The 25331-nt window shown below is 64.8% G+C and carries 17 protein-coding genes and 1 pseudogene; 8 read left to right on the top strand and 10 right to left on the bottom strand.

What is annotated here, in order from left to right; translation table 11 throughout:
* Positions 1 to 247: 247 nt before the first annotated feature.
* On the top strand, positions 248 to 1570 hold the full coding sequence (locus AB0H00_RS27960; RefSeq protein ID WP_357272083.1) for an aminotransferase class V-fold PLP-dependent enzyme: 1323 nt from the start codon (positions 248 to 250) through the stop codon (positions 1568 to 1570).
* A gap of 287 nt (positions 1571 to 1857) precedes the next feature.
* On the opposite strand, the gene AB0H00_RS27965 is transcribed toward AB0H00_RS27960, so the two are convergent.
* The 3 genes and pseudogenes from AB0H00_RS27965 to AB0H00_RS27975 all read right to left on the bottom strand — a co-directional run bounded on the left by AB0H00_RS27965 (position 1858) and on the right by AB0H00_RS27975 (position 4111).
* Positions 1858 to 2382 carry a terpene synthase family protein gene (locus AB0H00_RS27965; protein ID WP_357272085.1) on the bottom strand — a complete coding sequence of 175 codons (525 nt, stop codon included), beginning with the start codon at positions 2380 to 2382 and terminating at the stop codon, positions 1858 to 1860.
* Positions 2375 to 2860 (bottom strand): annotated as a pseudogene (locus AB0H00_RS27970) (polyprenyl synthetase family protein); the annotation flags it as partial. The gene AB0H00_RS27965 and the pseudogene AB0H00_RS27970, both read right to left, overlap by 8 nt.
* Before the next feature lie 453 nt (positions 2861 to 3313).
* Complete coding sequence (locus tag AB0H00_RS27975; protein ID WP_357272088.1) at positions 3314 to 4111, bottom strand: alpha/beta hydrolase; 798 nt, start codon at positions 4109 to 4111, stop codon at positions 3314 to 3316.
* A gap of 316 nt (positions 4112 to 4427) precedes the next feature.
* On the opposite strand from AB0H00_RS27975, the gene AB0H00_RS27980 reads away from it, so the two are divergent.
* Positions 4428 to 5438, top strand: coding sequence for a DUF6492 family protein (locus tag AB0H00_RS27980; protein ID WP_357272090.1), 1011 nt, complete (start codon positions 4428 to 4430; stop codon positions 5436 to 5438).
* Between the two features lie 104 nt (positions 5439 to 5542).
* Here the strand turns inward: AB0H00_RS27980 and AB0H00_RS27985 are convergent, their stop codons facing one another.
* From AB0H00_RS27985 to bla, 6 genes are all read right to left on the bottom strand, one after another.
* The gene (locus AB0H00_RS27985) at positions 5543 to 6634 is read right to left on the bottom strand and encodes an alpha/beta fold hydrolase (RefSeq protein ID WP_357272092.1); all 1092 of its coding nucleotides are present in this window, start codon (positions 6632 to 6634) and stop codon (positions 5543 to 5545) included.
* A gap of 10 nt (positions 6635 to 6644) precedes the next feature.
* A complete protein-coding gene (locus AB0H00_RS27990; protein ID WP_357272094.1) occupies positions 6645 to 7640 on the bottom strand; it encodes a hypothetical protein in 996 nt (331 codons plus the stop codon).
* 121 nt (positions 7641 to 7761) lie between these two features.
* On the bottom strand, positions 7762 to 12189 hold the full coding sequence (locus AB0H00_RS27995) for an IPT/TIG domain-containing protein (RefSeq protein ID WP_357272096.1): 4428 nt from the start codon (positions 12187 to 12189) through the stop codon (positions 7762 to 7764).
* A 721-nt stretch (positions 12190 to 12910) separates the two neighbouring features.
* Positions 12911 to 14155, bottom strand: a complete 1245-nt coding sequence (locus AB0H00_RS28000; RefSeq protein WP_357272098.1) for an IPT/TIG domain-containing protein — start codon at positions 14153 to 14155, stop codon at positions 12911 to 12913.
* Positions 14156 to 14513: 358 nt separating this feature from the next.
* Positions 14514 to 15173 (bottom strand): response regulator transcription factor, encoded by a 660-nt coding sequence (locus AB0H00_RS28005; protein ID WP_357272100.1) that lies wholly within the window; start codon positions 15171 to 15173, stop codon positions 14514 to 14516.
* A 648-nt stretch (positions 15174 to 15821) separates the two neighbouring features.
* Positions 15822 to 16766, bottom strand: a complete 945-nt coding sequence (gene bla / locus AB0H00_RS28010) for a class A beta-lactamase (protein ID WP_357272102.1) — start codon at positions 16764 to 16766, stop codon at positions 15822 to 15824.
* A 78-nt stretch (positions 16767 to 16844) separates the two neighbouring features.
* On the opposite strand from bla, the gene AB0H00_RS28015 reads away from it, so the two are divergent.
* The gene (locus tag AB0H00_RS28015) at positions 16845 to 17405 is read left to right on the top strand and encodes a LysR family transcriptional regulator (RefSeq protein WP_357272104.1); all 561 of its coding nucleotides are present in this window, start codon (positions 16845 to 16847) and stop codon (positions 17403 to 17405) included.
* A gap of 123 nt (positions 17406 to 17528) precedes the next feature.
* The gene (locus AB0H00_RS28020) at positions 17529 to 18428 is read left to right on the top strand and encodes a serine hydrolase (RefSeq protein WP_357272106.1); all 900 of its coding nucleotides are present in this window, start codon (positions 17529 to 17531) and stop codon (positions 18426 to 18428) included.
* A 90-nt stretch (positions 18429 to 18518) separates the two neighbouring features.
* On the opposite strand, the gene AB0H00_RS28025 is transcribed toward AB0H00_RS28020, so the two are convergent.
* The gene (locus AB0H00_RS28025) at positions 18519 to 19511 is read right to left on the bottom strand and encodes a sugar-binding domain-containing protein (protein ID WP_357272109.1); all 993 of its coding nucleotides are present in this window, start codon (positions 19509 to 19511) and stop codon (positions 18519 to 18521) included.
* A gap of 102 nt (positions 19512 to 19613) precedes the next feature.
* Here AB0H00_RS28025 and AB0H00_RS28030 point away from each other — a divergent pair, with 102 nt between their 5' ends.
* From AB0H00_RS28030 to AB0H00_RS28045, 4 genes are all read left to right on the top strand, one after another.
* Positions 19614 to 21113, top strand: coding sequence for a mannitol dehydrogenase family protein (locus tag AB0H00_RS28030; protein WP_357272111.1), 1500 nt, complete (start codon positions 19614 to 19616; stop codon positions 21111 to 21113).
* Positions 21114 to 21421: 308 nt separating this feature from the next.
* Positions 21422 to 24328: a UPF0182 family protein gene (locus AB0H00_RS28035; RefSeq protein WP_357272113.1), complete on the top strand. Its 2907-nt coding sequence runs from the start codon at positions 21422 to 21424 to the stop codon at positions 24326 to 24328.
* A gap of 220 nt (positions 24329 to 24548) precedes the next feature.
* Positions 24549 to 24956, top strand: a complete 408-nt coding sequence (locus tag AB0H00_RS28040) for a hypothetical protein (protein ID WP_357272115.1) — start codon at positions 24549 to 24551, stop codon at positions 24954 to 24956.
* Positions 24953 to 25153 carry a DUF6186 family protein gene (locus AB0H00_RS28045; RefSeq protein WP_357272117.1) on the top strand — a complete coding sequence of 67 codons (201 nt, stop codon included), beginning with the start codon at positions 24953 to 24955 and terminating at the stop codon, positions 25151 to 25153. Before AB0H00_RS28040 ends, AB0H00_RS28045 begins: the two co-directional genes overlap by 4 nt.
* The last annotated feature ends 178 nt before the right edge of the window (positions 25154 to 25331 follow it).

Below are 25331 nucleotides of genomic sequence, written 5' to 3' on the forward strand. Positions count from 1 at the left end.
GAATACGTCACATCCGCGCCAGACGTTCGACATCGGGCCCGTCCACAGCAGGAACCCGACCAGCTGCGGGCCCGCACCGGTCGCACGCACAGCGCAGATTATGTCGAGTGCATACCGCAGCCGGGAAGTCCGACTTCGATGCGATCGGAAGATGCTGCGGTAGATCCGGGAGAGGGCCCACCGGGAGCGGTGGGCCCTGCATGTCGAAAAGCCTTGCGGTGCAAGGCAATTGTTGAGAGGAATGGCTATGTCTGTGTCTCGGCGTCGGCTGTTGACCGGGCTCGGTGCCGGTGCCGTTGCGCCCGGCATCCTGCGAGGGGACCACTCCAAGGACGGGGGATCGGATATCACGCCGGTGGTGGCGCCCTCGGGCCGCGGTCTCGATGAGATCGCCAGGGACGAGCGGTTCTGGACTACGGTGGCAAACCAATATCCGGTGACCCCGCAAGTCATCAACCTGGAGAACGGCTACTACGGGATTATGCCGGCACCGGTGCGTCGTGAGTACCTGCGCAACATGGACCGGCTCAACCAGTTGAACTCGTACCTGCTGAGAACCACCTATAAAGCGGAACTCGAACACATCCGGGAACGCCTGGCCGCGGCGGCCGGTGTGTCCGCGGAGGAGGTCACCCTGACCCGTGGCGGCACCGAGGCGCTGCAGAATCTCATCGCCGGCTACAACCGGCTGCGGCCAGGCGATGCCGTGATGTATGCCGACCTCGACTACCACAGCTGTCAGTACGCGGTGAACGCACTGCGCCACCGGCGTGGCGTCGAGATCGTGCGGATCGTGATCCCGGAACCGCCGACCCGCCAGGCAGTTCTCGACACCTACTCCCGGGCGCTGCGCGACCATCCCCGGGTCAGGTTGCTGTTGCTCAGCCATATGAACAACCGCACAGGCCTGGTCGTGCCGGTACGGGAAATCGTGGCGATGGCCAGGGAACGGGATGTGGACGTGATCGTCGACGCGGCCCACTCCTGGGGTCAGCTCGACTTCACCATTCCCGACCTGGATGTGGAATTCGCCGGGTTCTCCCTGCACAAGTGGATCAACGCGCCGCTCGGTGCCGGGTTCCTCTACGTCCGCAAGAACCGTTTGGCAGACATCGACGCGGCCTTCGCCGACGAAACCTACCCTGCAGGCGACATTCGCTCCCGGGTTCACTCCGGCACCCTGGACGTGGCTGCCTTCCTCACCCTGCCGACCGCTCTGGACTGTCATGAGGCTCTGGGCGCCTCTGTCAAGGAAGCCCGGCTGCGCTACCTGCGTAACCGCTGGGTCGATCAGGTCCGGCAGATCGACAACCTGGAGATCTTGACCCCGGACGACTCGTCGATGTATGGCGCGATCACGTCGTTCCGGCTTTCCGGTCGGACCTCGCAAGCCGACAACGAGGCCATCGCCGGCTACCTGCTGGACACGTACCGCATCTTCACGGTCCGGCGTGGCGGCGTCGCGGGCGGCGACTGTGTGCGGGTTACCCCAGCCCAGTTCACCCCCACCGGCCACGTCGACCAGCTGGCAACCGCGCTGCACGACGTGGCCCGCCGGTTCCGCTCATGAGGCCGCACTCCAGCGCTCGCGCGGCCGGCGCTGGGTGGCGCAACTCCTGGTGCCGGCGGTGATGGATGCCCGGTTTCATTCTCACGATCCGGGTGCCCGCGAGCGGTCACGGAACGGGATAGGTCCTAGGCCGTTGTTGTTACCAAGACCCCTCGGTGCTTCGCCGGCTTGGGGGGCTTACGGTGCGGTAAAAGCCGGTTCGTCGGCCGGGAGGTAGATCTCACGGCGCAAGCGTTCCAGGTCCGGTGCCGCGGAAGTGGAGTTCTGCGTGTGCCGATCGCTCTGATTCACCCGCAGCGCCCCCTGCGCGATGACCTCGTACATCGACGCGTACTTTTTCCCCTGGCCCGACAGGCCGGGGAGCATGCGGAAGCGTAGCGCAGCACCGCATCGAGCTGGGCACGCTGATCGGCCAACCGGCGCTGCACCTGCTCGACGGCTTCGCGGCGGGTGCAGCCGGTCTCGTGACGGACCGCCCGCACCAGGTTGTAAGGGACATGGTCGGCCTCGTCCCGATCCAGTGACACCAGGTCGTTCTCCACGAAGGTCACCAAGAAGGCGAGTTCCTCCAGACGCCGGATCACCGGGTGGTTGCGCAGCTTCGACGGCAGTTCCCGGTCCTGGTACACCTCCACGCAGGCGAGGGCGATGTCGATGCCACTGGTCGACCTCCGCAGCGGCAGGTAGTCGGCCGTGGCGGGGATATAGCCATTGATGCGATGGTGCGCTTCGCGTTCGCAGGCTCCGAACCAGCGCCGCTGTTTTGCCGTCGATCGAGTCCAGGTAGGCCTGCTCGCTGCGGGATGCCACATACTGATCGGCGGCCTCGATCACCATGCCCGCGCACATCTGCTCACTCACGATCGCTCCTGCGAGCCCTTCGCGCCGGCCGAGCTCGATCAGCATGCGCCCGCCCGAGGCCGTCACGGAGTCGCCACCCAGTACGGCCATGTGTGATCCCCACACCGCATTGGCGCTGGGGCGACCTCGACGCTCGTACGCGTGATCGATGACGTCGTCGTGGTACAGCGAGCCGAGGTGCAGTAGCTCGACGGCCGCGGCGGCGCGAATCGTACGGTCGTCGGCCGGCGCCGCGGGATCGGTGAGTAGGTAGTACGACAGCAAGGTCAAGGTGGGCCGGACCAGGCGGCGGGAGGTGTCGGGTCCTTCGTCTGTGAGGGCGGTCAGTTCGGGCCTGCCCGGCAGCCGTATGGGCCCGAGAACCTCACGGACCCGGTCGAGGTCTGCCTCCAGATGCGGAAAGACAGCGGAATCGATTTCACCTGGCACGCGGGCACTCCTGAATGGTTACATCGGTCATCTACACACCGCCGATCAGTGGCAATGGGACACCACCATCACGCGGAAGATATTGGTATCGGCCGATTCTGATGCGCACGTGGGCCAGAGACAGCGTAGACGACTTCGGCGGGCAGCGTGTCTACCGGGACCGGCAAAAGCACGCTCGGCGAACGCGAGATCGCCCAGCGTAGTGCAGCCGTTCGATCGGGCTGACACTGCTGCCGGTGCTGTATCTGGTCTGGGTGGGTTCGCTTTCACCGGGGGCCGACGCCTTCCGCACCGCCCATGCGGGCGGGGTGATGACACCGGCCGCCCTACTGGCCGGAAAACTATCGGCCGCAGGGCAGGATGGGTGTCGAAATGTGAACCGTGCGAATGCTTCCGACAGCGGCGGTCGAGCTCGACCTCACCACCGTGGAACCAACGTCCTGAGAAACACACCTATCCTGCATCCGTGAGGTGGCGTCGGAACCACGTGGTCAGGCCGGCGTCTACCTCGCGAGCCGACGGCAGTTGTGGCGCGGGCTCGATGCCGGGCTCGTCGGCGAGCGGATGCGCCAAACCAGGGATCGACAGCAGTTCGGACTGTTCCCCTAAAGCGTCGACGAGGCGGAAGGCGTCGGCACGCAGCGCCGGGTGATCCAGCTCGCCGCTGACGACCAGCAGCGGCGCGCGATCAGCGATGGCGCCCGCTTCGGCGACGAAGTCCAGGCTGTCGACGGCCTTGTCGGACTCGGTGTCATACCGGTAGTCGCCTGGGAACAGGTCGACGACGGACCGCATCCGGATGGCGGCGTTCACGACGGCGCCAGCGGCAACCGGGATCTCGGTGCCAGCCAGGATCCGCAGCGCGACGGCCCCGCCCAGCGAGCCGCCGAGCACGCCGATCGGGCCGTCGTCGACCGGCAGTTGCGCACGGATCGACGCCAGCGCGGCCGGGAACTCCTCGGTCGCCTGCCGGACGAACGGGTACAGAAAGGACATCAGAGCGTCCTTGCGGATCAGCTCCAAGACGGCGGCGGTGCTGCCGTTGACCATGCGCGCCCCGCACATCGGCATGCCGAGGTGCACCCGCCACGCGGGCAGGTCGTTCATCGGCAACGCGGCAGCGAACGCGGCGTTCGACCTCGGCGCATCCAGCATGTGCCAGGTGACGATCAGCGGCGCGGGTCCGTTGTCGGCCGGTGGCAGGGCGGTGAACGGCACGCCGGCGGCTGTGCCTGTGATCGGTGAGTGCATGCGGCCACGGTAGTTCTCTGGCCGCGTGCCGGGAATCGGTTACGCCACCAGCGGAATCAGCGCGGCGGACCGAGGGTTGTCGTGGGTCGGCCAGAGAACTCCAACGGCACGACCATCGGCTGGCGCGCGGCACGACCATCGGCTGGCGCGCTGGAACGACGGAAGTAAGTCGCGGAACTGCGCCGCCAACTCGGCGAGAAGGACGACGACCTCGATGCCGCCCACACGACCAACCGCGAAAACGTCAGGGCCGGACCATACGCCGAATGTCTTGGCTATGGTTGCCTCTGACGATCAGCCTTCGGGGAGAGTGAACGTGGCCAGCGAAAGTGCGTGCCTACCAGCGATCGATGTCATGATCCCGGTAGCAGCCAAGGACCTTGCCGGTCTGGACACCTGTATCGCGGGGCTGATCACATACAGTCGCAACCCGATCCGGTCGGTGAATGTCGTCGGGTCGGCTCGACTGGCGGCGCAGGTGAGGGTCGGCGGCGTGGTGCGGTGGATCGGCGAGGAATCGGTGTCGCCGAAGCCCGCGATGATCGAAGCGACTCTGCGCGCGGGGGGCGGCGATCACCACAATTCGTCGTGGTATTTCCAGCAACTGATCAAACTGGACTGCTTCGAGATCCTACCGGGTGCGGCCGAGCACATCCTCGTGCTCGACGCGGACTACACACTTGTCGACGACGTCGTGTTCATCGACGAGGAGGGCAGAGCTTGCCTGGCGCTTGGGTATCCGCTGCAGTGGCGCCTCGATACTCGCGAGCATGGGCTGCCCTCTCATCACTCCGCGATCGCCGCGGCGACCAGGCTGCTCGCCGAGTGGCGTCCCGTCGACCCTTACAGCGGAATGCAACACCACATGGTGTTCGACCGGCAGATTCTCGCCGATCTGATGCGGCGAGTCGAGCATCAGCACGCGCGACCGTTCTGGGAGGCGTTCCTCGCGACGGTAGAACATGCCAAATGGACCGGCGCTTCGGAGTATGTGCTCTACCGGCACTTCGCGGCGAAGTTCTTCAGGGAACGGATCCGGTCTCGCCACCTGGACGCCATCGACATCATCCAGCCCGCCGAAAACGCTGTATGGACCTTGACCGATGCCGTCACCAGCGCCCGTCGATCAGGTATCCAGGCAATCGGCTGCCACAGCTTTCTCAACTACCGCAACCGAATAGCCACCATGGACTACATACCAGACCAGTTGCGGAGGCAGCTGCAAACCACCCAGGGGCCGCTGATGCTCGATCTCGACCAAGGCGCTCTTCGCATCGCCCCTGCCGCCCGGCCATTGGGTTGTGCCGAGGTGCATGCGGACCGATAATCGGGCCCACCGGCCATGCCGGTGAATTCGATGTCTTGCGGCGTGGAGCGCGCCGTGCGGTTGCCAGAAAATCGTAGCTGTCAGCGCTGATGCCTCGCGGAAACTCAGGACCGGGCTCGGTCGGCGAAGTACAAAAGTTGTTCGGTGAGCTGGTCCGGAGCGGACAGGAATGGCGAGTGGGCGGTCGGCAGGCTCACGATTTCGGCACAATCATTCTGCTTGTACATCATCTGTTGGAGATCGGCAGGATGAAGACCGTCGTTCAAGGTCTGAATCCCGAAACGCGGAACGGTGCCGAAACGCTGCGCGGTCACGTCTATCGGCGTGGACATCGCGCTGTTGGGTTCGGGGGTCAACAAGCGCAGCGCCAAAGCGGTGTCCGCGGCGTCGCAGTCGCCGTAGAAACACCGAATCGCCAACTCTGGGGGGAAGATGCTCGCTGCGTTCTGCTCATCAAATACTAGAGAAGAGCTCAGTTCTCCGAAAAGTCGCGCCATGTCGGGGTCGGTCATCATCGACCGCCCACCGTTCAGCACGATGGCGGCCAAATATACGATAGCGGCGATCTTTTCAGGGCAGCGTTCGGCGGTCAAGGACGCCGTCATTCCCCCCATCGAATGGGCTACCAGCACCGCAGGCTCCTCGAGGGTGCGCAGGACTGCTTCGACGGCCGCGGCGTAGTGGTGCTGGGTGAGTCCCTCGAGTGGAGTTCGATCGACGCCGTGGCCGGGAAGATCCAGTGTCACTACCCGGTGCCCGGCCGACTCGAGCCGAGGGATCATTTTGTACCAGCACCACGCGCCGTGGCTTCCACCGTGAATCAAAACAAAAGTGCTCATCGAGAATGCCTCGTCGTCCTCACGTTTCATACGCGGCGACAATCGGAAGGATCGACCTCGCCGGCGTGGTTTCGCTGCTCGAAAGCGTATGACTCCCAAGGGATTTACTGGTCCTGCTGTATTCCCATGGCTAAGAACGTCTCCGGAGTGGCGGCGGCGAGGTGAGGTTGCGGTCGGATTCCAGCCGTTGTCGGCCGGCCGGCGCGGTGACGTCCTGCTCCAGGTGATTCGAGGACAGCGGCCGGCTCGGGCTTCGCCTGGACAGCAGCCGATCCAGCGGCGCGGAGGCGTGGTCGAGCACCGGACGAGAATTTCTCGTGCCGCCGGCCGTGCTCGGTCCACGCTCGCGCCGCTCATCCACTGGTGGTCATTCGATCAACAGATGCTCCAAACCGGCCGTTTGGTCGGAGTACTTGTGGACGCCGATGACCGCGACGAACTCACGATCACCGACACGCTGCTGTAGCGGGCGCCAATAGTTGGCGAGATACCACCCAGCCCCGGCAGTGCCGCGCCGACCCAAGCCCGCGCAATATATCCAGTATCGGTCGGGGTGCCGATCCGAGTTCGGTCGCACCCGCGCAATGATGCCGATGTTGCGGTTGTCGCTCGAGAAATACCGGGTTCCATCGGTCAGCTCCAGGCACTCCGAATTGGAGCCGTCCTCGGCAGTGCTGTCGCGGATGGTGAAGAGAGGACGCTCGACGGTTTCGAGATACAGATGGGTGCAGTCGTTGCTGCTCAGTCCGAAACTGATGAACGGGCGGTCGCAGCGCGCGACGATGTCGCGGTCGCTCTCGAGGGTGATCGGAATGCTGGTGTGGCGCTGGAGCAGGGAGGACACGTACAGCAACCCTCGAACATCGTTCTCCGCCACAACCACCGGGACATCGACGTGATGTCGGTCCGCGACCGCACTGTCCTTCTTCCCGAATGTGCGCTGACGGGAAATTCCGGCCTTCCGGAGTGCGTTTACGGATGGCCCGGTCAGCTCGAACGTCGGGTACACCACAGTGGCACCCCGGGTGGTCATCTCAGCTCCGAGGAACGCCTGCAGCTGGACGTCGGCGCCGGAGGGGCCTATCTCATGCGGTCGAGCGGCGGCCGGTACCGAGTCGGCCATCTGAAACAATCCTTCGACCGTCCAGCCCGGAAACATCTTCTCGAGCACCCGGCAGTGGTAGTCGCGGGGAAGCCCGATCATGCGGCCCGACAGCCACTGGTAGTACTGCGCCTTCGCCGGCCCATGACCAGAGGGAATGGGCGGGTCGAGCAGGGCGGCGCACTTGTCGTACGCGGCCAGAAAATCCGGATGACTTTTGAGATGCCGCTCCGCCAGGAGCATCTTCAGTACAGTCGCCAACGAAAGCCCCCTTACCCCTGCAGCCTCCGTCACGGTGGCGGAGGCTCTGTCGCTATACGCTCAACCGCAACGAGACTGGGCCGCCGGCAGCAACCTGCCAGCGGCCCAGCCGCATCAGCCGTCAGATATAGATATAGGCGATGCCGTTACTGGTTCCTGCGGAGGTGGTGACGGTGAGTTGCACGGTTCCCGTCCCAGCGGGGGCGATCGCCGTGATTTGGGTTGCGGAGTCGACGGTGAACGAGGTCGCCGGTGTGCCGCCGAAGTTGACCGCTGTGGCTCCGGTCAGCTGTGTCCCGGTGAGGATGACCGGCGTCCCGCCGACGGCCAGGCCTGTGTTCGGAACCGCCGTGTTCAGGGTGGGTACCCCGAGGTAGGTGTAGGCGATGCCGCTGCTGGTTCCACCCGGGGTGGTGACGGTGAGTTGCACGGTTCCCGTCCCCGCAGGTGCGACTGCCGTGATCTGGTTGGCGGAGTCGACGGTGAACGAGGTTGCCGGTGTGCCGCCGAAGTTGACCGCTGTGGCTCCGGTCAGTTCTGTTCCGGTGAGGACAACTATCGTCCCACCGGCTTCCAAACCGACATTCGGAAGTGCGATGGTCACGGCGGGAACCGGAATATAGGTGTAGGCGACGCCGTTGGTGGTACCTCCTGCGGTGGTGACGGTAACTTGCACGGTCCCGGTACCGGCGGGGGCGACGGCCGTGATTTGGGTGGCGGAGTTGACGGTGAACGAAGTCGCCGGTGTGCCACCGAAAGTGACCGCGGAGGCTCCTGTGGACAGCCCCGTTCCGGTGAGGACGACCGTTGTCCCGCCCGTTTCCGGGCCCACATTCGGAACCGCTGCGGTCAGGGTGGGTGCCGGAATGTAGGTGTAGGCGACGCCGTTACTGATTCCTGCCGCGGTGGTGACGGTGAGTGGCACGGTTCCCGTCCCGGCAGGTGCGATCGCCGTGATCTGGGTTGCGGAGTCGATGGTGAACGAGGTCGCCGGGGTGCCACCGAAGTTGACCGCAGTAGCGCCCGCCAGTCCGGCGCCGGTGACGATGACCGTCGTGCCGCCGGCTTGCAGGCCCACATTCGGAGCAACCGCCGCAATGGTGGGTACCGGAATGTAGGTGTAGGCGACGCCGTTACTGGTTCCACCTATTGTCGTGACCGTGAGTTGCACCGTCCCAGTTCCTGCCGGGGCCACGGCGGTGATCTGGTTGGCGGAGTCGACGGTGAACGAGGTTGCCGGTGTGCCACCGAAGTTCACCGCGGAGGCAGTGGACAGGCTCGTCCCGGTGAGGACAACTATCGTCCCGCCCGCCTCGACGCCCACATTCGGAACCACTGTTGTCAGAGTGGGTACCGGAATGTAGGTATAGGCGAGGCCGTTGCTGGTTCCACCTGCGGTGGTGACGGTGAGTGGCACGGTTCCCGTCCCGGCAGGTGCGACTGCCGTGATCTGGGTTGCGGAGTTGACGGTGAACGAGGTTGCCGGTGTGCCACCGAAGTTCACCGCTGTGGCGCCCGTCAGTCCAGCCCCGGTGAGGACGACAACTGTCCCGCCGGCTTCCAAGCCAACATTCGGAAGTGCGATGGCAAGGGTGGGTGCCGGAATGTAGGTGTAGGCGACGCCGTTACTGGTTCCACCCGCGGTGGTGACGGTGAGTTGCACGGTCCCGGTCCCCGCCGGGGCGACGGCGGTGATTTGGGTGGCGGAGTTGACGGTGAACGAGGTCGCCGGTGTGCCACCGAAGTTGACTGCGGTGGCTGCTGTCAGTCCAGTGCCGGTGACGATGACGGTTGTTCCGCCCGATGCCGGGCCTACGTTCGGAACAGCGGTGGTCACGGTGGGTACCGGAATGTAGGTGTAGGCGACGCCGTTACTGGCTCCTCCCGCGGTGGTGACGGTGAGTTGCACGGTCCCGGTCCCCGCCGGGGCGACGGCGGTGATTTGGGTGTCGGAGTTGACGGTGAACGAGGTCGCCGGTGTGCCGCCGAAGGTGACCGCGGACGCAGTGGACAGGCCCGTGCCGGTGACAATCACCGTTGTCCCACCAGCTTCCAAGCCCACATTCGGAAGCACCGTAGTCAGTGCGGGAACCGCGACATAGGTGTAACCGACGCCGTTGGTGGTTCCCCCCGCGGTGGTGACGGTGATTGGTACGGTGCCTGTTCCGGCGGGTGCGACGGCGGTGATCTGGGTTGCGCTGTTGACGGTGAACGAGGTTGCCGGTGTGCCACCGAAGTTGACTGCGGTCGCTCCCGTCAATCCTGTTCCGGTGAGGACGACCGTTGTCCCGCCCGATACCGGGCCCACATTCGGAACGACCGTCGCCAGGGTGGGAACCGCGACGTAGGTGTAGCCGACGCCGTTACTGACTCCACCCACGGTGGTGACGGCGATCTGCACGGTCCCGGTCCCCGCCGGGGCGACGGCGGTGATCTGGGTGTCGGAGTTGACGGTGAACGAGGTTGCCGGTGTGCCACCGAAGGTGACCGCGGTGGCTCCTGTCAATCCCGAGCCGGTGAGAACGACGGTTGTCCCGCCCGAGACCGGGCCCACATTCGGAACGTCTGTGATCAGGGTGGGGACCACGACGTAGGCGTAGACGAGGCCGTTACTGACTCCACCCGCGGTGGTGACGGTGACTTGCACGGCGCCCGCTCCGGCCGGGGCGACGGCGGTGATCTGGGTGTCGGAGTTGACGGTGAACGAGGTCGCCGGTGTGCCACCGAAGTTCACGGCGGAGGCAGTGGACAGGCCCGTGCCCGTGAGGACCACCGTTGTCCCGCCCGCGACTGGGCCTGAGCTCGGAACCAGAGTGGTCAGCGTGGGTACGGCGACGTAGGTGAAAGCGACGCCGTTGCTGGTTCCACCCGGTGTGTTGACGGTGACCTGCACGGTCCCGGTCCCCGCCGGGACGACCGCGGTGATCTGGGTTGCGCTGTTGACGGTGAACGAGGTTGCCGGTGTGCCACCGAAGTTGACCGCAGTGGTTCCCGTCAGTCCCGTTCCGGTGAGGACGACCGTTGTCCCGCCCGTTACGGGGCCCACATTCGGAACCACCGTGGTCAGTGCGGGAACCGCGACATAGGTGTAGGCGACGCCGTTACTGGTTCCACCTCCGGTGGTGACGGTGATTGGTACGGTGCCTGTTCCGGCGGGTGCGACCGCAGTGATCTGGGTTGCGCTGTTGACGGTGAACGAGGTTGCCGGTGTGCCACCGAAATTGACCGCGGTGGTTCCCGTCAGTCCCGTTCCGGTGAGGACGACCGTTGTCCCCCCCGTTACGGGGCCCACATTCGGAACCACCGTGGTGAGGGTGGGTACCGGAATGTAGGTGTAGGCGAGGCCGTTGCTGGTTCCGCCCGCGGTGGTGACGGTGACTTGCACGGTGCCTGCTCCGGCGGGTGCGACGGCCGTGATCTGGGTTGCGCTGTTGACGGTGAACGAGGTTGCCGGTGTGCCACCGAAGTTGACCGCGGTGGCTCCTGTCAGTCCTGTCCCGGTGAGGACAACTGTTGTCCCGCCCGCGCCTGGGCCTGAGCTCGGAACCAGCGTGGTCAGGGTGGGAACCGAGACGTAGGTGTAGGCGACGCCGTTAGTGGTTCCGCCCGCGGTGGTGACGGTGACTTGTACAGTGCCGGTTCCGGCGGGGGCGACGGCGGTGATCTGCGTGTCGGAGTTGACGATGAACGAAGTCGCGGGTGTGCCACCGAAGTTGACCCCGGAGGCAGTGGCCAGCCCGGTTCCGGTGAGGATGACCGTTGTCCCGCCGGCCGCCGGCCCTGAACTGGGAGTGACGGAGGTCAGGCTGGGGACCGCGGCGTAGGTGTAGGAGACGCCGTTACTGGTTCCACCCGAGCCGGTGACGGTGACCTGCACGGTTCCGGTCCCAGGAGGGGCGATGGCAGTGATCTGCGTGGGGGAGTTTATGGTGAAAATGGTCGCGGTCGTGCCGAACCGCACGGTCAGCGGGCCGGTGAACCCGGTGCCGGTTATCGTGACAGTGTTACCGCCCGACGGGGGTCCCGCGGTCGGCGAGATGGAAGTGATAGTAGGTATCACGACATAGATGAAGGGGACCGCACCACTGGTGCCCCCTGGGCCGGTGACCGTGACCGGCACGATCCCAGTGCCGGCAGGGGATACGGCAGTGATCTGCGTGTCGGAGTTGACGGTGAACGAAGTCGCCGGTGTGCCACCGAAGTTGACCGCGGTGGCTCCCGTCAGACCCGATCCGGTGAGCGTGACCGTCGTCCCGCCCGAGGTCGACCCTTGGTTGGGGCTGATGCTGTTCAACGCGGGAACCGCGACATAGTTGAAGGGAACCCCGTTGCTGGTGCCACCAGTCGAGGTGGTGACGGTGACCAGCACCGTACCGGACAAATAGGCGGGGGCGATGGCCGTGATCTGGGTGGGCGAGTCCACCGTGAAAGATGTCGACACGTTGCCGAACTTCACGGTCGTGACAATAGGGTCGAAGCCGGTGCCGGTAATCGTGACACTGGTATTGGCGGGCCCTGAGGTTGGGGATATGGAAGTAATGGTAGGCATGGTGCTGCCTCCTTGTTGCTGGGTTGATGGTTCCTCTGCACCGGGGGGTGCCCGATTCGCTTAGTGGCCCGGCACTTTCCATTAACACCCCTAGACCGGCACCTGGGCAACGTGTCTTCCGATCCGTTTTGGTCCGTTTTCGGATTGTTGCCAGGGGTTGACGGCGCCGAAAGCGAGGCTAGGAGGGCCTTGTCGGACGTTGTGGCAGCGTCGTTTTCGGTGACGCGGTGGTGCCGTCGTCGGCGCAGCGCCGAGACCGGTCGCCGATGGTTTCGCCGACCGCGAGGGGCGGCGCCGCTCGACGGCTCGCGGCCGTACCTCGAGTACCGAGCTTGTCTCAGGCGCCAGATTTGCTCACCCGATCGCTCCGCCACTCGAAAGCGCCTGGGACAGCGGCCCGCCCAGACGAAGTATTTCCTGTTACAACAGCTCGGATGGTGTGCAAACTTCACATTTTCCACCGGTGCTGCTGTAGCTGCTTGAACCACTTCGCCATAAACACGTCCCGCTCACGCTTTCGACAAACCCGCAACGGCCCCATAGTGGTATCGCGTCTGGAATTAACTGGCCGAACCGGCACGCTACGGTAAATGTCGACTGAAAAGTCGGGGCAGGGTTGGCGAAACAACAACGGCGATGGGACCGGCCCGTGAATCCGGGTCGGTCCCATCGGTGATCGCATATGCCTCAGCTCGGGCTGAGGCGCATGCAGGTGGTGGGCTCAGATGTAGGTGTAGGAAACGCCGCTACTCGTACCAGCCGCGGTGGTGACCGTGACCGGCACTGTACCGGTCCCCGCAGGTGCCAACGCAATGATCAGCGTGTCCGAGAATACGAAATAGAATGTCGCGGGAGTAGCGCCGAAACGTACCGCGGAAGCTCCCGTGAACCCGGTGCCGGTCAAGATCACCAGAGTTCCCCCGGTCGTCGGCCCCGAATTCGGAGTGATCGACGCCACGGTGGGAAGCGTGGGAGCCGACACGTAAGTGTACGGCAGCCCATTACTCGTACCGGCCGCAGTGGTGACCGTCACCTGCACCGTACCGAGCCCAGCAGGAGCAACCGCCGTTATCTGCGTGTCCGACACTACCGTGAACGAAATCGCCGGCGTAGCACCGAAACTCACACCTGTGGCACCGGAAAGGCCCACACCGGTCAGAGTGACGGTAGTCCCCCCAGTGGACGGACCCGAATTCGGAATCAACGAAAGCAAGATCGGAAGCAACACATAGGTGTAGGAAACACTGTTACTCGTACCGCCTGCAGTGGTGACCCTGACCGGCACCGTGCCGAGGCCAACCGGAGTGACCGCGGTGATCTGCGTATCCGAATTCACCGTGAACGAAGTCGCCGGAAGAATGCCGAAAAACACCGCAGTAGCACCCGTGAACCCGGTGCCGGTCAAGGTGACCGTAGTTCCGCCGGTCACCGGCCCCGAATTCGGACTGATCGAAGTCAGCGTGGGAACCGGCACATACGTGAACGGAACGCCAGCACTCGTACCACCTGCAGTGGTGACCGTGACCGGCACCGTACCCGTCCCGGCGGGAGACAACGCAATGATCAGGTTGTCCGACAACACGAAATAGGACGTCGCCGGAGTAGCGCCGAATCTCACCGCAGTAGCACCCGTGAACCCGGCGCCGGTCAAGGTGACCAAAGTTCCTCCGGTCACCGGTCCAGAACTCGGAGTGATCGAAGCCACCGTGGGAACCGTGGAAACCGATACGTAGGTGTATGAAACACCGTTACTCGTACCGGCACCAGTGGTAACCGTTACTGGCACCGTACCCGTCCCCGGCGGAGCGATCGCCGTGATCTGCGTACTGGAATCGATGGTGAAAGTGGTTGCGGTCGTCCCGAACCGCACGGTCGTGGGACCGGTGAAGTCGGTGCCGGTGATAACCACACTGTTGAATCCCGAGGTGGGCCCCGATGTCGGCGAGATCGAAGTGATAGTAGGCATGGCGCTGCCTCCTTGTTGATGTGGTGAAGAGGGTGACGCGGGATATAGAGGGTTCCGTCTGCACCGGTGTGCCGACTGTTGTCATGGCCCGGCTCTATCCAGTAACGCCCCAGCACCGGCACTCGGACAATGAGTCCTCGGATCCGTTTTCGAGTGAACCCGGATCCGGACCCATGTTCGCGCTGACGCCTCGTCGCCGGTTCGGTTCAGCGCGTCCAGCATCGGAGACGATTGCAGCTTCGAGGGTCCTCCGCTCGGAGCTACCGCAACCACCAAGGTGCGCCTGTGTCACTGCGGCGGCATCGTCAAGATGAAAAACTTGACGGGCTGGGTTAGCTACCGGAGCCGGATGGCTCGGTCACTCGGACGGACGGCAGTTGTCCGGGAGGGATCGGATTCTGTGCCCGAGATGCTCGGCGACGTCTGCGCGTTGAGTCACACCGAGCTTCTCCAGGATGTTGTGCACATGATTCTTGACGGTGCACAGCTCGATTCCCAAGCACGTGGCGATCGCACGGTTACTCAGGCCGAGCGCGATGTGATCGGCGACCTCCGCCTCGCGGGCGGTCAGCAGTGGCCGTGAACCGCGCCGACGATTTTCGCTGGCGAGCGTGGCGACGCGCCGCATCAGTCCGGCCGCGATCACCGGTGAGCACAGCGTTTTCCCCTGTGCGGCATGCCGTATCGTCGCGACAAGGTCGTCGATGGATCCTTCGCGCGGGACGTACCCGACCACTCCCGCTTCCGCGCAGGCGACGACACGCTGCTCCGTTTCCGGGAGCGCGAGAGCCACGATCTTGGTCTCCGGCAATTCTCTGGCGTACAGACGTGCGCTCGCCGAACTCTTCTCCGCGGACATGTCCAGCAGGAGGATATGCGGGACGACTTGGCGAGCGAGGTGGAGTCCGTCGACGGGATGCTCGCACGTGGCGATCTCCCCGATGTCGCCGAGCGCGGACAGTACCGACGCCAGCCCCTCGCGGTACAGCCGGATCGGCGAGACGATGACTATCCGCAAAGCGGACTCTTCACTTCGGCGAACTGCACGGGCCCCCTCGAGCATCCCCTAGCACCCCTTTGTGAAGCCCGGCATCAGCAGAGCAACAATGGCCTTCGTGTTCTCTCCGGACCGATAGCCGCAAGGATTCAGCGACGGCATCATTCCTCCTTGACGCCGGCTGGGATTGCGTTCCCCCTTCACCTCGATCGCCCGTAGTGGCGCGGTCTCCCACCTGGGGCGCCTGACCTCTAAGCGCCGGCTCCATACCATTAAGACCCCTGGACCGGTACCCAGGCAATGTGTCTCATGATCCGTTTTCGTCCATTTTCGGGTTGGCTGCCAGGCATGGAGAATGCGGGGCGTTCGAGGCCGGCCCAAGACCAGTTCGGATCTCTCGCGCTGTGTGGAACGAGTTCGCCACCAGCGCTGTCCCTCGGTGGCAGGCGTGTTCGCCGACACCGGAGTAGCGACACCGCCGTTCTCGGTTCCGCGGGGGTGCGTTTCGTCGCGACGCGTGCCGACTTGTCCATGGATCCGGTGGCACTGCGCGCGGCCATGGAACAGGATGGGGCACGTGGTCTTACGCCGGTGATGGTGATGGCCACGGTCGGCACGACATCCACCAGTGCAGTAGCCACGGTGGAGCTATCGGACACGACGATCCGTTCATGTGAGGGTGTCTGCCACGTAGGCGGCGGCCTCGGCAATGAGGGATTGATCGTATTCGGCGTGTTTGGTGGCTTTGCTGGACATGATCGCAATAACAAGAGGCGCCGACCTCGGAGGCCACGCAATGGCAATATCGTTGAGCGTGCCGTAGTCGCCGGTACCGGTCTTGTCCGCCACGGTCCAGCCTTGCGGCAGTCCGGCTCGGATGCGTTGGGCGCCGGCCGCGGTGGCGTTGTGCTCCAGCAGGTCGCGGAGAAATGCTCGTTTCTCGGTCGAGAGGGCGTCTTCCAAAACAACTTTCCGATAGTCGGTGCCGAATGCCCGTGGAGACGTTGTGTCGCGCGGATCTCCTGGCGTGGCTTCGGTGATCGTCGGCTCGAACCGGTCCATCCGCGTGACCGTGTCGCCGAGGTCGCGCGCGTATGCCGTCAGCTGCGCCGGCCCCCCGATATCGCGGAGCAGGAGATTGGCGGCTGTGCCGTCGCTATATCGCACCGCGGCGTCACAGAGTTGACCGGTCGTCATTCCCGCTGTCACGTGTTGCCGGGTGATGACCGACGACTTCATGAGATCGTCTGCGGCGTAGGTGACGACTGTATCCAAGTGCGAGAGAGGATTACGGTGCAATACCGCTGCCACCGCCAGGCCCTTGAAGGTCGAACAGAACGCGCATTGTTCATCGGCCCGGTGGGCGATCGAGGTGCCGGTGCCGGTAGCGAGGGCATATACGCCGAGGCGTGCGTCGAACTTTCGTTCCAACTCGACCAGGCGGTCATGCCGAGCGTTCGTCGCGGCATCCGGGGAGGAGGATGGCGCAACGACGGCAGAGGGAATCCTGCCGTTCGTGCATGCGGCCAGCGGTAGAAGTGCCGCGGCCCCGAGAAGGGCGCGGCGAGTGATGATCGGGGCTCGCACATTTCGACGGATGGGTGGAGTGGGCATGAATTCCTCTCGTCACGACGGATATCGGAATCGTTGCGGAGCCTGTTCATGCTGTCCAAGACAGAATCGAGAAGTTCGATGCCAAAGCTGCATAGACTTGTCTTCGCGGACCTCATCGCTGGCTGCCGGGCGTTCGTGAGTGTGAGTGAGACGCGTAGTTTCACGCAGGGCGCTGCGGCCGCGCGGATTCCCCAGTCGGTCGCCAGCCGCCGGATCGCCGCATTGGAACGTCATCTCGGAGAGCGATTGTTCGACCGCTCGACCCGCCGAGCGAGCCTCACGCAGTTCGGTCAGGACATGCTGGTGTCGGCGCAACGTCTGGTCCGGCTCGCCGACACCATGGAACAAGACGCGAAGCGAGCACGGCTGCGCCCGCTGCGCCTAGCTGTGCCCGACATCTGCACCTTCAGCCTCGCCGAACTCGACGCCGAGGCCCGAGCACACGAGATATACCTCGAGTTTCGCCGAGGCACACCCGGCGACCGAGTTCAACTGGTGCGGACCCATGAAGTACGTGCCGCCCTTACCGCGGTACCCGCCGAGGAGGGAATCCGCGGTGGTGCTCGGGTCGGCCGACCTGCTGGTGTGCTCCACCGCGCAGGCGAACGAACTCGAACTACAGTGGCGACCCATCGGTGAACTCCGGCTCGCGCGCGGCTTCGATATCACAGCGAGTATCCATGACGATGCCGACCGCCTGCGCACCCGCCTGTGGCCGGCTATCGCACGATGCCTCGGTATCACCGAATCGATGGAGACCGCGTGAATCGCGAGGCGCTTATCCAGGAGTTACGCGCTGAGCTGGACGACGGCGGCCTTCGTGGCTCGTTCCTGGTCCGCGACCTACATACGGGGTGTGAACTCGGCATCGAGCCCGACGTGCAGTTTCCGATCGCTTCCCTGATCAAGATCCCGCTCGCGACGGTCACTCTCGACCGGATCCGGCGCGGTGAACTCGACGGCTCTATGCCGATGCAGGTAGCTCCCGGCCGCATGACGACCCCCGGCCCCACAGGGTTGAGCAGATTCCGGCACCCCGCCCGCATCGCTATCGAAGACCTGCTGTACCTGAGCACGTCGATCAGCGACAACATAGCCGCCGACGCACTGTTCGACATGACGCCGCCGGCCGGGATCACCGCAACACTGCGCAAGTGGAAAGTCCACGGGATCACTGCCCGGCACTTGATGCGAGATCTCACCCAGACCTTCGACACCGCCGAGGTCCATCTGGCTCACTCGCTGGCCATAGGAGGCAGCATCGCCGGGCACGGACACCAGCTCGCTCAACTCGATGTCACCAGAGCAAACTCGGGCTCGGCCCGGGCATTTGTCGACCTGTTACAGGCCTTGTGGACTCCGTCGGAGATCGATCGTCACGTATCCGAGCGTGTGCGCGACCTCATGGGACACAACTTGATACGGCACCGCCTGGCACCGGACTTCAGCTCCGACGCCTCGAGGTGGTCGTCCAAAACCGGGACCCTGCTGAACCTGCGGCACGAGGTCGGCGTCGTCGAACACTCCGACGGCCAATCCTTCGCGATCGCCGCGCTCACCGAGTCCCGCATACCGGCCGCCACCCAACCCGAAGCCGACGTGCTCATGGCACGCATAGCACGAGCCCTCCGCGACCAGCTACGTCACGCTGAAATCAGATGATGAGAGCGCCCTGGTCCAGTACCCGCGCACCTGCCCACCCCCATCACGGCCGCCGCGGCTTTCGCCTGCTTTCTCATCGGGCGGTGTTTGTCATCGGGCAGCGCTCTCCTTCTGTTCCAGCAGCCACCGCGCGCACTCGCTATCGGTGACGAGGATGGTGGCCAGTCCGCCCCGCAGCGCGCCGAGGACGGCTTCGTGCTTGGTCTTTCCGCCGGAAATCAGCAGCGCGGTTCGGCAGGCCCGAATGGCGTCGAGTCCGACCGAGACGGTGCGGGCGGCAAGGGATCCTGCGACGTCGCTGCCGTCGGCGTGGAAAAATCGACCGCCGATCTCACCGACCGCGCCCAGTCCGCGCAGTTCGTCGAGGATCGCGATGTCGAGGTAGCTGCCTTCGAACAGGGTGGTGGCGGTGGAGACCGGTCCGACGCCGAACATCATGATGTCGGCGCCGCGGCCCAGCGCCATAGCGCGGCCGAGTATCGAGTCGTTTTCCAAGGCGGTCACCGTCGCCGGATCCGCGTAGAGCGGGGCGTGTAACCGAACGGGGGTGGCTTGCAGCTGGGTAGCACAGCGGCCGAGCGTGTAATCCACGCCGGTTTTATAGTCGCCTGAGGTCATCGATCCGTCGAGCTGGACAACGGTCGCGCAGCGGGCCGACTTCGTCCACAGTTCATGCGCGACCGCGATTGTGTCCGGGCCCCAGGTGAATCCGAGAGTGTCGTCCGGCCGCAGCTGGCGATTCAGGACTCCGACCGCCGCGCGCCCCAACGGCAGCAGGCTCGCCGCGGACCGGTCGGGTACCTCACCGAGTACGACCGCCTCGATGAGCCCGAACGTCGCCTCGAGCTCGCTCTCGATATCCGCGTGCACGGCCGAGCGCAGATCGTCCGGGACATTGATCTCGATGCGCACCAGCCCCTGCGCCCGGGCGCGGGCGATGAGCCGCCCGGCGGTCGGGCGGGAAACGCCCAATTTGGCGGCGATATCCGCCTGAGTGGCGCCCTCGAGGTGGTAGAGCTGCGCGGCTCGTAAGGCGAGCCGGACCTCGTCCGGTGTTCTCGGCCGGGATGGTTCGGTGGCCACACGAACTCCTCATCGGCTGTGAAACTTTGCTCAGTGCGTGATCAATTGCTCAACACGCTAGCATTGCGGTGTGATGAACACAACAGTCCAGGGGGGTTGGTTATGACTCGGACCGCAGGTACTTCGCTGAGTGCCGCGACGATCGGTAGCCTCATCCCGGAAGTTTCCGTACCGACCTACGATCGGTCCCGGATCTCGACCGGCATCGTCCATTTCGGCGTCGGCGGATTCCATCGCGCCCATCAGGCGATGTACATCGACCGGCTGCTGGAACGCGGCGGGGCCCGCGAGTGGGGGATCTGCGGCGTGGGTGTGCTGCCCGCCGACCGGCGGATGCGTGATGCGCTGGCGGAGCAGGACGGTCTATACACGCTGGCGGTGATCGAACCCGACGGCACATGGTCCACGCGCGTGATCGGCTCGATCGTCGAGTACCTTTATGCGCCCGACGATCCCGAGGCCGTACTCGAGAAGCTCGCCGATCCGGCAACCCGGATCGTCTCGCTCACCATCACCGAAGGTGGCTACAACTCCTCCGTGGTGACCGGCGAATTCGACGCCGCAAATCCGGTGATTCGCGCCGACCTCGAGACGGATGCGGCGCCCGCCACCGTGTTCGGGCTGGTCACCGAGGCACTGGCGCGGCGGCGGATGCGTGGGATCGCACCGTTCACTATCATGTCGTGCGACAACATCGAGGGCAACGGGCAGGCCGCGCGCGCTGCTTTCGGAGCCTTCGCGCGGATGCGCGACCCCGGCCTCGGCGACTGGGTCGAGCGCGAAGTGCGTTTCCCGAACTCCATGGTCGACCGCATCACGCCGGTGACACCGCCCGAGGCGATCGCCGAGATCTCGCGACGCTATGGTTTGGAGGATCGGTGGCCGGTCGTGACCGAGCCGTTCACCCAGTGGGTGCTGGAGGATTCGTTCGCCCTCGGGCGGCCGGATCTCGGCGACGCCGGCGTGCAACTCGTCGCGGACGTCGCACCGTACGAGCTGATGAAGCTGCGGCTGTTGAACGCAAGCCATCAGGCACTTGCCTACCTGGGATATCTGAGCGGCTACCGACTGGTGCACGAGGCGGCGCAGGACCCGGTCTTCCAACGTTTCCTGTCCCGCTACATGGATCACGAGGCGACACCCACCCTTCCTTCCGTTCCCGGAGTCGACCTTGTCTGGTACAAGCGCACCCTCATCGAGCGGTTCTCCAACGCCGCGATCGGCGACACCATTGCGAGACTGTGCGCCGAATCCTCCGACCGTATCCCGAAGTGGCTGCTGCCGGTCATCCGTCAGCAGCTCGCAGCGGGCGGTGAGATCGGCTGTGCCGCAGCCGTTGTCGCCGGTTGGGCGCGCTATGCCGAAGGCATCGACGAGCAGGGCGAGCCGATCGAGGTCGTCGACCGGCTCTGCGAGCGGTTGACGCCGCTCGCCCGCCGCCAACACGGTGACCCCACCGCATTCCTCACCGACCGCGCGGTATTCGGCGACCTGATCGACCAGCCCCGGTTCGTCCGCGCCTATGTCGCGGCGCTGGATTCACTGCACGCCCATGGCGCCCGGGCGACGGTGGCCGAGTTCGCACGCACCGAAAGGCGGTGACGGTTATGCGTGCGGCGGTCCTCCAGTTCGGCGGGTATTCCTGTGGTTGTGTCGACAACCGTGTCGTAGGGCGACGGGTGACTGATGCCGTCACAGTCCAGCTGGCTTGGACGCCGTCGAGTTGAATCAAGTGCTCACGGACAACGACGAGGGCCCCGTCCATCGACGGGCGGCGCGATACCGGTCACACTGAAAGGAGGCCGCACCAGCGCGGGAAGACCCGTAGCAGTCGTGGTCACGGTAATATCAGGCGAGGTGGTTCGCGTCGGCCAATACCGTTCGGCCCGACGCAGCCATGGGAGTGGAAGATGAGTACACGCCACGGCCCCGGCCTGCGGCGGTTGCATCGCAGCACTCGGGTGCTGTTGATCGCCGTCACGGTGCTCGTCGTGTCGTTGCTGGTCATTCCCCGGCTGGTCGGCGTTTATGTCAGCTGGCTGTGGTTCGGTGAAGTCGGATTCCGCGGTGTTTGGCGTACCGTGCTCTTCACACGTTTGTCGCTGTTTGTAGCGGTCGCACTGTTCATCGGCGGCGCCCTTTTCGCGGCAATGTGGCTCGCGCTCCGGTTCCGCCCCCTTTACTTTCCCGGCGCAGAGAGAGAAGACAGTCTCCGGCCGTATCGCGTGATGGTGATCCGGTGGCCACTGCGGTTCGGATTGGGCATCGCCGCGGCACTGGGCGTCATCTGCGGCCTCGTCGGGCAGTCGAGTTGGATGACAGTCCAACTGTTCATCCACGGTGGGTCCTTCGGTGTGTCGGATCCCGAGTTCGGACACGATGTCGGGTTCTTCGTCTTCGATCTGCCCTTCTATCGACTCGTCGTGAACTGGCTGTTCGTCGCCATCGTCCTCGCGTTCCTGGCCAGCTTCTCGACGCACTACCTGCTCGGGGGACTGCGCCTGTCCGGAAACAGGGCAGGACCAACCCGCGCGGCCCGCGTCCAGCTCGCGGTGCTCGCAGGCGTATTCATCGCCTTGAAGGCAGCCGCCTACTGGCTCGACCGGTATTCACTTCTCTCGAGCCACAGCAAAGAACCCACCTTCGCCGGCGCCGGCTACACCGACATCAACGCGGTGCTTCCTGCCCGCCTGATTCTCTTCGCGATCGCCGTCATCTGCGCTGTGGCGGTCTTCGCCGCTGTCGTCGTTCGGGACCTACGCATCCCGGCGATGGCCGCCGCGCTGCTACTGCTGTCGTCGATCCTGGTGGGCGCCGTCTGGCCGCTGGCCGTCGAGCAGTTCTCGGTCCGCCCGAACGCCGCCGACATGGAACGTGCCTATATCGAACGCAATATCACAGCTACCCGGCAGGCGTACGGGATCGGCAGCGACCGGGTCGAGTATCAGGCCTACTCCGGGGTCGGCACCAAGTCGCCGTCCGATGTTCCGGCGGACGTGACCACGATCGCCGACGCCCGACTGCTCGACCCGAACGTGCTTTCGCGAACGTTCACCCAGCAGCAACAGTTGAAGAACTTCTACAGCTTCCCAGCGCATCTGGACCTGGATCGTTACCGCATCGGCGGGGACCTGCGCGACTACGTGGTCGCCGCCCGCGAGCTGACCCCGAGCGCACTGAGCGGCAACCAGCGTCACTGGGTCAACCGGCACACCGTCTACACCCACGGAAACGGGTTCGTCGCCGCACCGGCCAACCGCGTCAACGCCGCGGTCCGCGAGGCCGCAGGTGATGCTGCCAGCAGCAACAGCGGATACCCGATCTACACGGTGAGCGACATCGCTTCCCAAGCCTCCGGGCACCAAGTGATCCCCGTGCATCAGCCTCGCGTCTACTACGGCGAAGTCATCGCCCACGCCAGCCCGGACTATGCCATCGTCGGCGGCGGCACCGAACCCCGCGAATACGACACAGACACCACCAAATACACCTACACCGGCGCCGGCGGCGTCCCGATCGGGAACTGGGTCAACCGCTTGGCCTTCGCCGCAACCTACACCGAACGCAACATCATCTTCTCCAAAGCGATCGGTCCCGAATCGAAGATCATCTTCAATCGGGATCCGCGCCATCGCGTCGAACTCGTCGCGCCGTGGTTGACGACCGACAACAACCCGTATCCGGCAGTCGTGGACGGAAGAATCGTTTGGATCGTCGACGCATACACCACAATCGACGGCTACCCCTATGCCAAACGCAGCACGCTCGAAGCCCCCGATTCGAGCGAAAGCCGCACGCAGTCCCCACGACAGGTCTCCTACGTGCGGAACTCGATCAAAGCCACGGTCGACGCGTACGACGGCACGGTCACCCTCTATCAAGTCGATCGTCAGGACCCGGTCCTTGCGGCGTGGATGAACGTCTTCCCCGGCACGGTCGAACCCGAGGAGTCGATCACCGCAGAGCTGCGAGCCCATTTCCGGTACCCGGAGGACCTGTTCGCCATCCAACGCGAGATGCTCGCCAAATATCATGTGGATGAACCGCGAGAGTTCTTCACCACCAACGCTTTCTGGTCGGTGCCCAGCGACCCGACCGTTGACGCTAATCCGCATCAGCCCCCGTTCTACGTTCTGCTCGGCGACCGTGCCAACGCGGAGCCGTCGTTCCGGCTGGCCAGCGCGATGGTCGGGTTCAACAGGGAGTTCCTCTCCGCCTACGTCTCTGCCTACTCTGATCCCGAGAACTACGGCAAGATCAGCATCTTGCAGCTGCCCACCGACACCCTCACCCAGGGGCCGCAGCAGATCCAGAACTCGATGATCTCCGACACCAGAGTGGCGTCCGAGCGAACGCTGCTCGAGCGGTCGAATCGGATCCAGTACGGCAATCTGCTCACCCTGCCGATCGCCGATGGGGGAGTGCTCTACGTTGAACCGCTCTTCACCGAGCGGATCTCGACAACCCCCAACGGATCGACTTTCCCACAGCTGGCGCGGGTGCTGGTCAGCTACCGCGAACCTGGCACCGGCGGCGTCCGCGTGGGCTACGCCCCGACCCTCGCAGAGGCGCTCGACCAAGTATTCGGGGCCGGCACCGGCCGGCTCGCCACCGCACCCGGCGGTGGCCCCGCAGCACCGCCGCCACCGGGCCAGCAGTCCGTATCACCAGCACCGGCGGCGCCTCCACCAGCGGAGTCCCTGCCGGGCGTGGATCAGGCGAAGATCGCCGAACTCAACGCGCAAATGAACGCCATCCGTGCTGCCCTCGACCGTCTCCAACAGCAGTTGAACGACCTCAACCGTCCCGGTCGGTGACGCATCCGTCAGCTAGCGTCGGTGTTCGACCGCCTTCTGCCGCACAAACAATTCGACTACGCCTTGCCGCCAGTCCCACTGTCCTGGTCGGTTGCACGGGCTACGGCTGATGCGTGTCTGCGCCCGGCGTGCCAAGTTCGACTGCGCTCGGCATTCGAGGCTCCGGGCACGCGGCCCGCACCTATCCGAATCCGGTCGCCCAGCGTCCTATTCTGCCAATGTGACGAGGGAACCAGCGCGTTCGGAACCACCATGGCGCGTGCCGCTGCTGGCTGCCAGTGCTGTGCTGGCAGCGGGTGGGGCCGCCACCCGACCGTTCAGCTGGTCGGCAACTGCACTGGTGGTGGTGCCGGTGGCCGTGGTTGCGGTGCTGGCCTGGCGCGCGAGGCCCGAGCAGACTCCGCGCACCGCTCGGCTGCGGCGCGGCTCGGTCGTCTGGTCGACGCTGCTGGTTGCGGCGGTGGGGTGGGAGGTGTATGCGTTGGCGCGGCAACCGGAATGGACACGGCCGAGTGCCGAACACCCGACATTGTCGACGCTGCTCGATCCGGCACTCGAGCAGTGGCCGCTGCGGTTCGCGGGATGGCTGGTGTGGCTGGGTGTCGGCTGGTGGCTGGTGTCGAGATGAGCGATCGGGCGGTCGTTATCGTCGGGTTCGTGCTGGTGTTGGTGGCCACGATCGGCGTGGTCGCGGTCACGCGTGTGCGCCGGGATCTGGTCGCGCCCGCAGGTGAAACGATCGCGTACCTGACCCGCACTCGGGCGGCGAGGGTCGCCGCTGTACTCGTGTGGGCATGGCTCGGCTGGCACTTTCTCGCGCGGTAGGGGCTAAGGCGCATTCTCGCCGGCCAGCCGGATTCGGCGTCGCAGGGCAGCCGGAGAACAGCCATATCCGGCGCGAGCCCTGATGAATACTGGATCTGGCACAGACTTCGTGATTGACCCGTTCGGGATGCGAAGGGGCGGTTGATAGTTCATGATGTCGCGGGTGTTCTGATCTTGA

Source organism: Nocardia sp. NPDC023852 (assembly GCF_040639505.1).
Lineage (GTDB): Bacteria > Actinomycetota > Actinomycetes > Mycobacteriales > Mycobacteriaceae > Nocardia.

Bases quoted from the DNA above. Each gene is read 5' to 3' on its own strand.
- AB0H00_RS27960 (WP_357272083.1), top strand. From the start codon at position 248: ATGTCTGTGTCTCGGCGTCGGCTGTTGACCGGGCTCGGTGCCGGTGCC.
- AB0H00_RS27965 (WP_357272085.1), bottom strand. From the start codon at position 2,382: ATGTGGCATCCCGCAGCGAGCAGGCCTACCTGGACTCGATCGACGGCA.
- AB0H00_RS27975 (WP_357272088.1), bottom strand. From the start codon at position 4,111: ATGCACTCACCGATCACAGGCACAGCCGCCGGCGTGCCGTTCACCGCC.
- AB0H00_RS27985 (WP_357272092.1), bottom strand. From the start codon at position 6,634: ATGAGCGGCGCGAGCGTGGACCGAGCACGGCCGGCGGCACGAGAAATT.
- AB0H00_RS27995 (WP_357272096.1), bottom strand. From the start codon at position 12,189: ATGCCTACCATTACTTCCATATCCCCAACCTCAGGGCCCGCCAATACC.
- AB0H00_RS28000 (WP_357272098.1), bottom strand. From the start codon at position 14,155: ATGCCTACTATCACTTCGATCTCGCCGACATCGGGGCCCACCTCGGGA.
- bla (WP_357272102.1), bottom strand. From the start codon at position 16,766: ATGCCCACTCCACCCATCCGTCGAAATGTGCGAGCCCCGATCATCACT.
- AB0H00_RS28015 (WP_357272104.1), top strand. From the start codon at position 16,845: ATGCCAAAGCTGCATAGACTTGTCTTCGCGGACCTCATCGCTGGCTGC.
- AB0H00_RS28030 (WP_357272111.1), top strand. From the start codon at position 19,614: ATGACTCGGACCGCAGGTACTTCGCTGAGTGCCGCGACGATCGGTAGC.
- AB0H00_RS28035 (WP_357272113.1), top strand. From the start codon at position 21,422: ATGAGTACACGCCACGGCCCCGGCCTGCGGCGGTTGCATCGCAGCACT.
- AB0H00_RS28045 (WP_357272117.1), top strand. From the start codon at position 24,953: ATGAGCGATCGGGCGGTCGTTATCGTCGGGTTCGTGCTGGTGTTGGTG.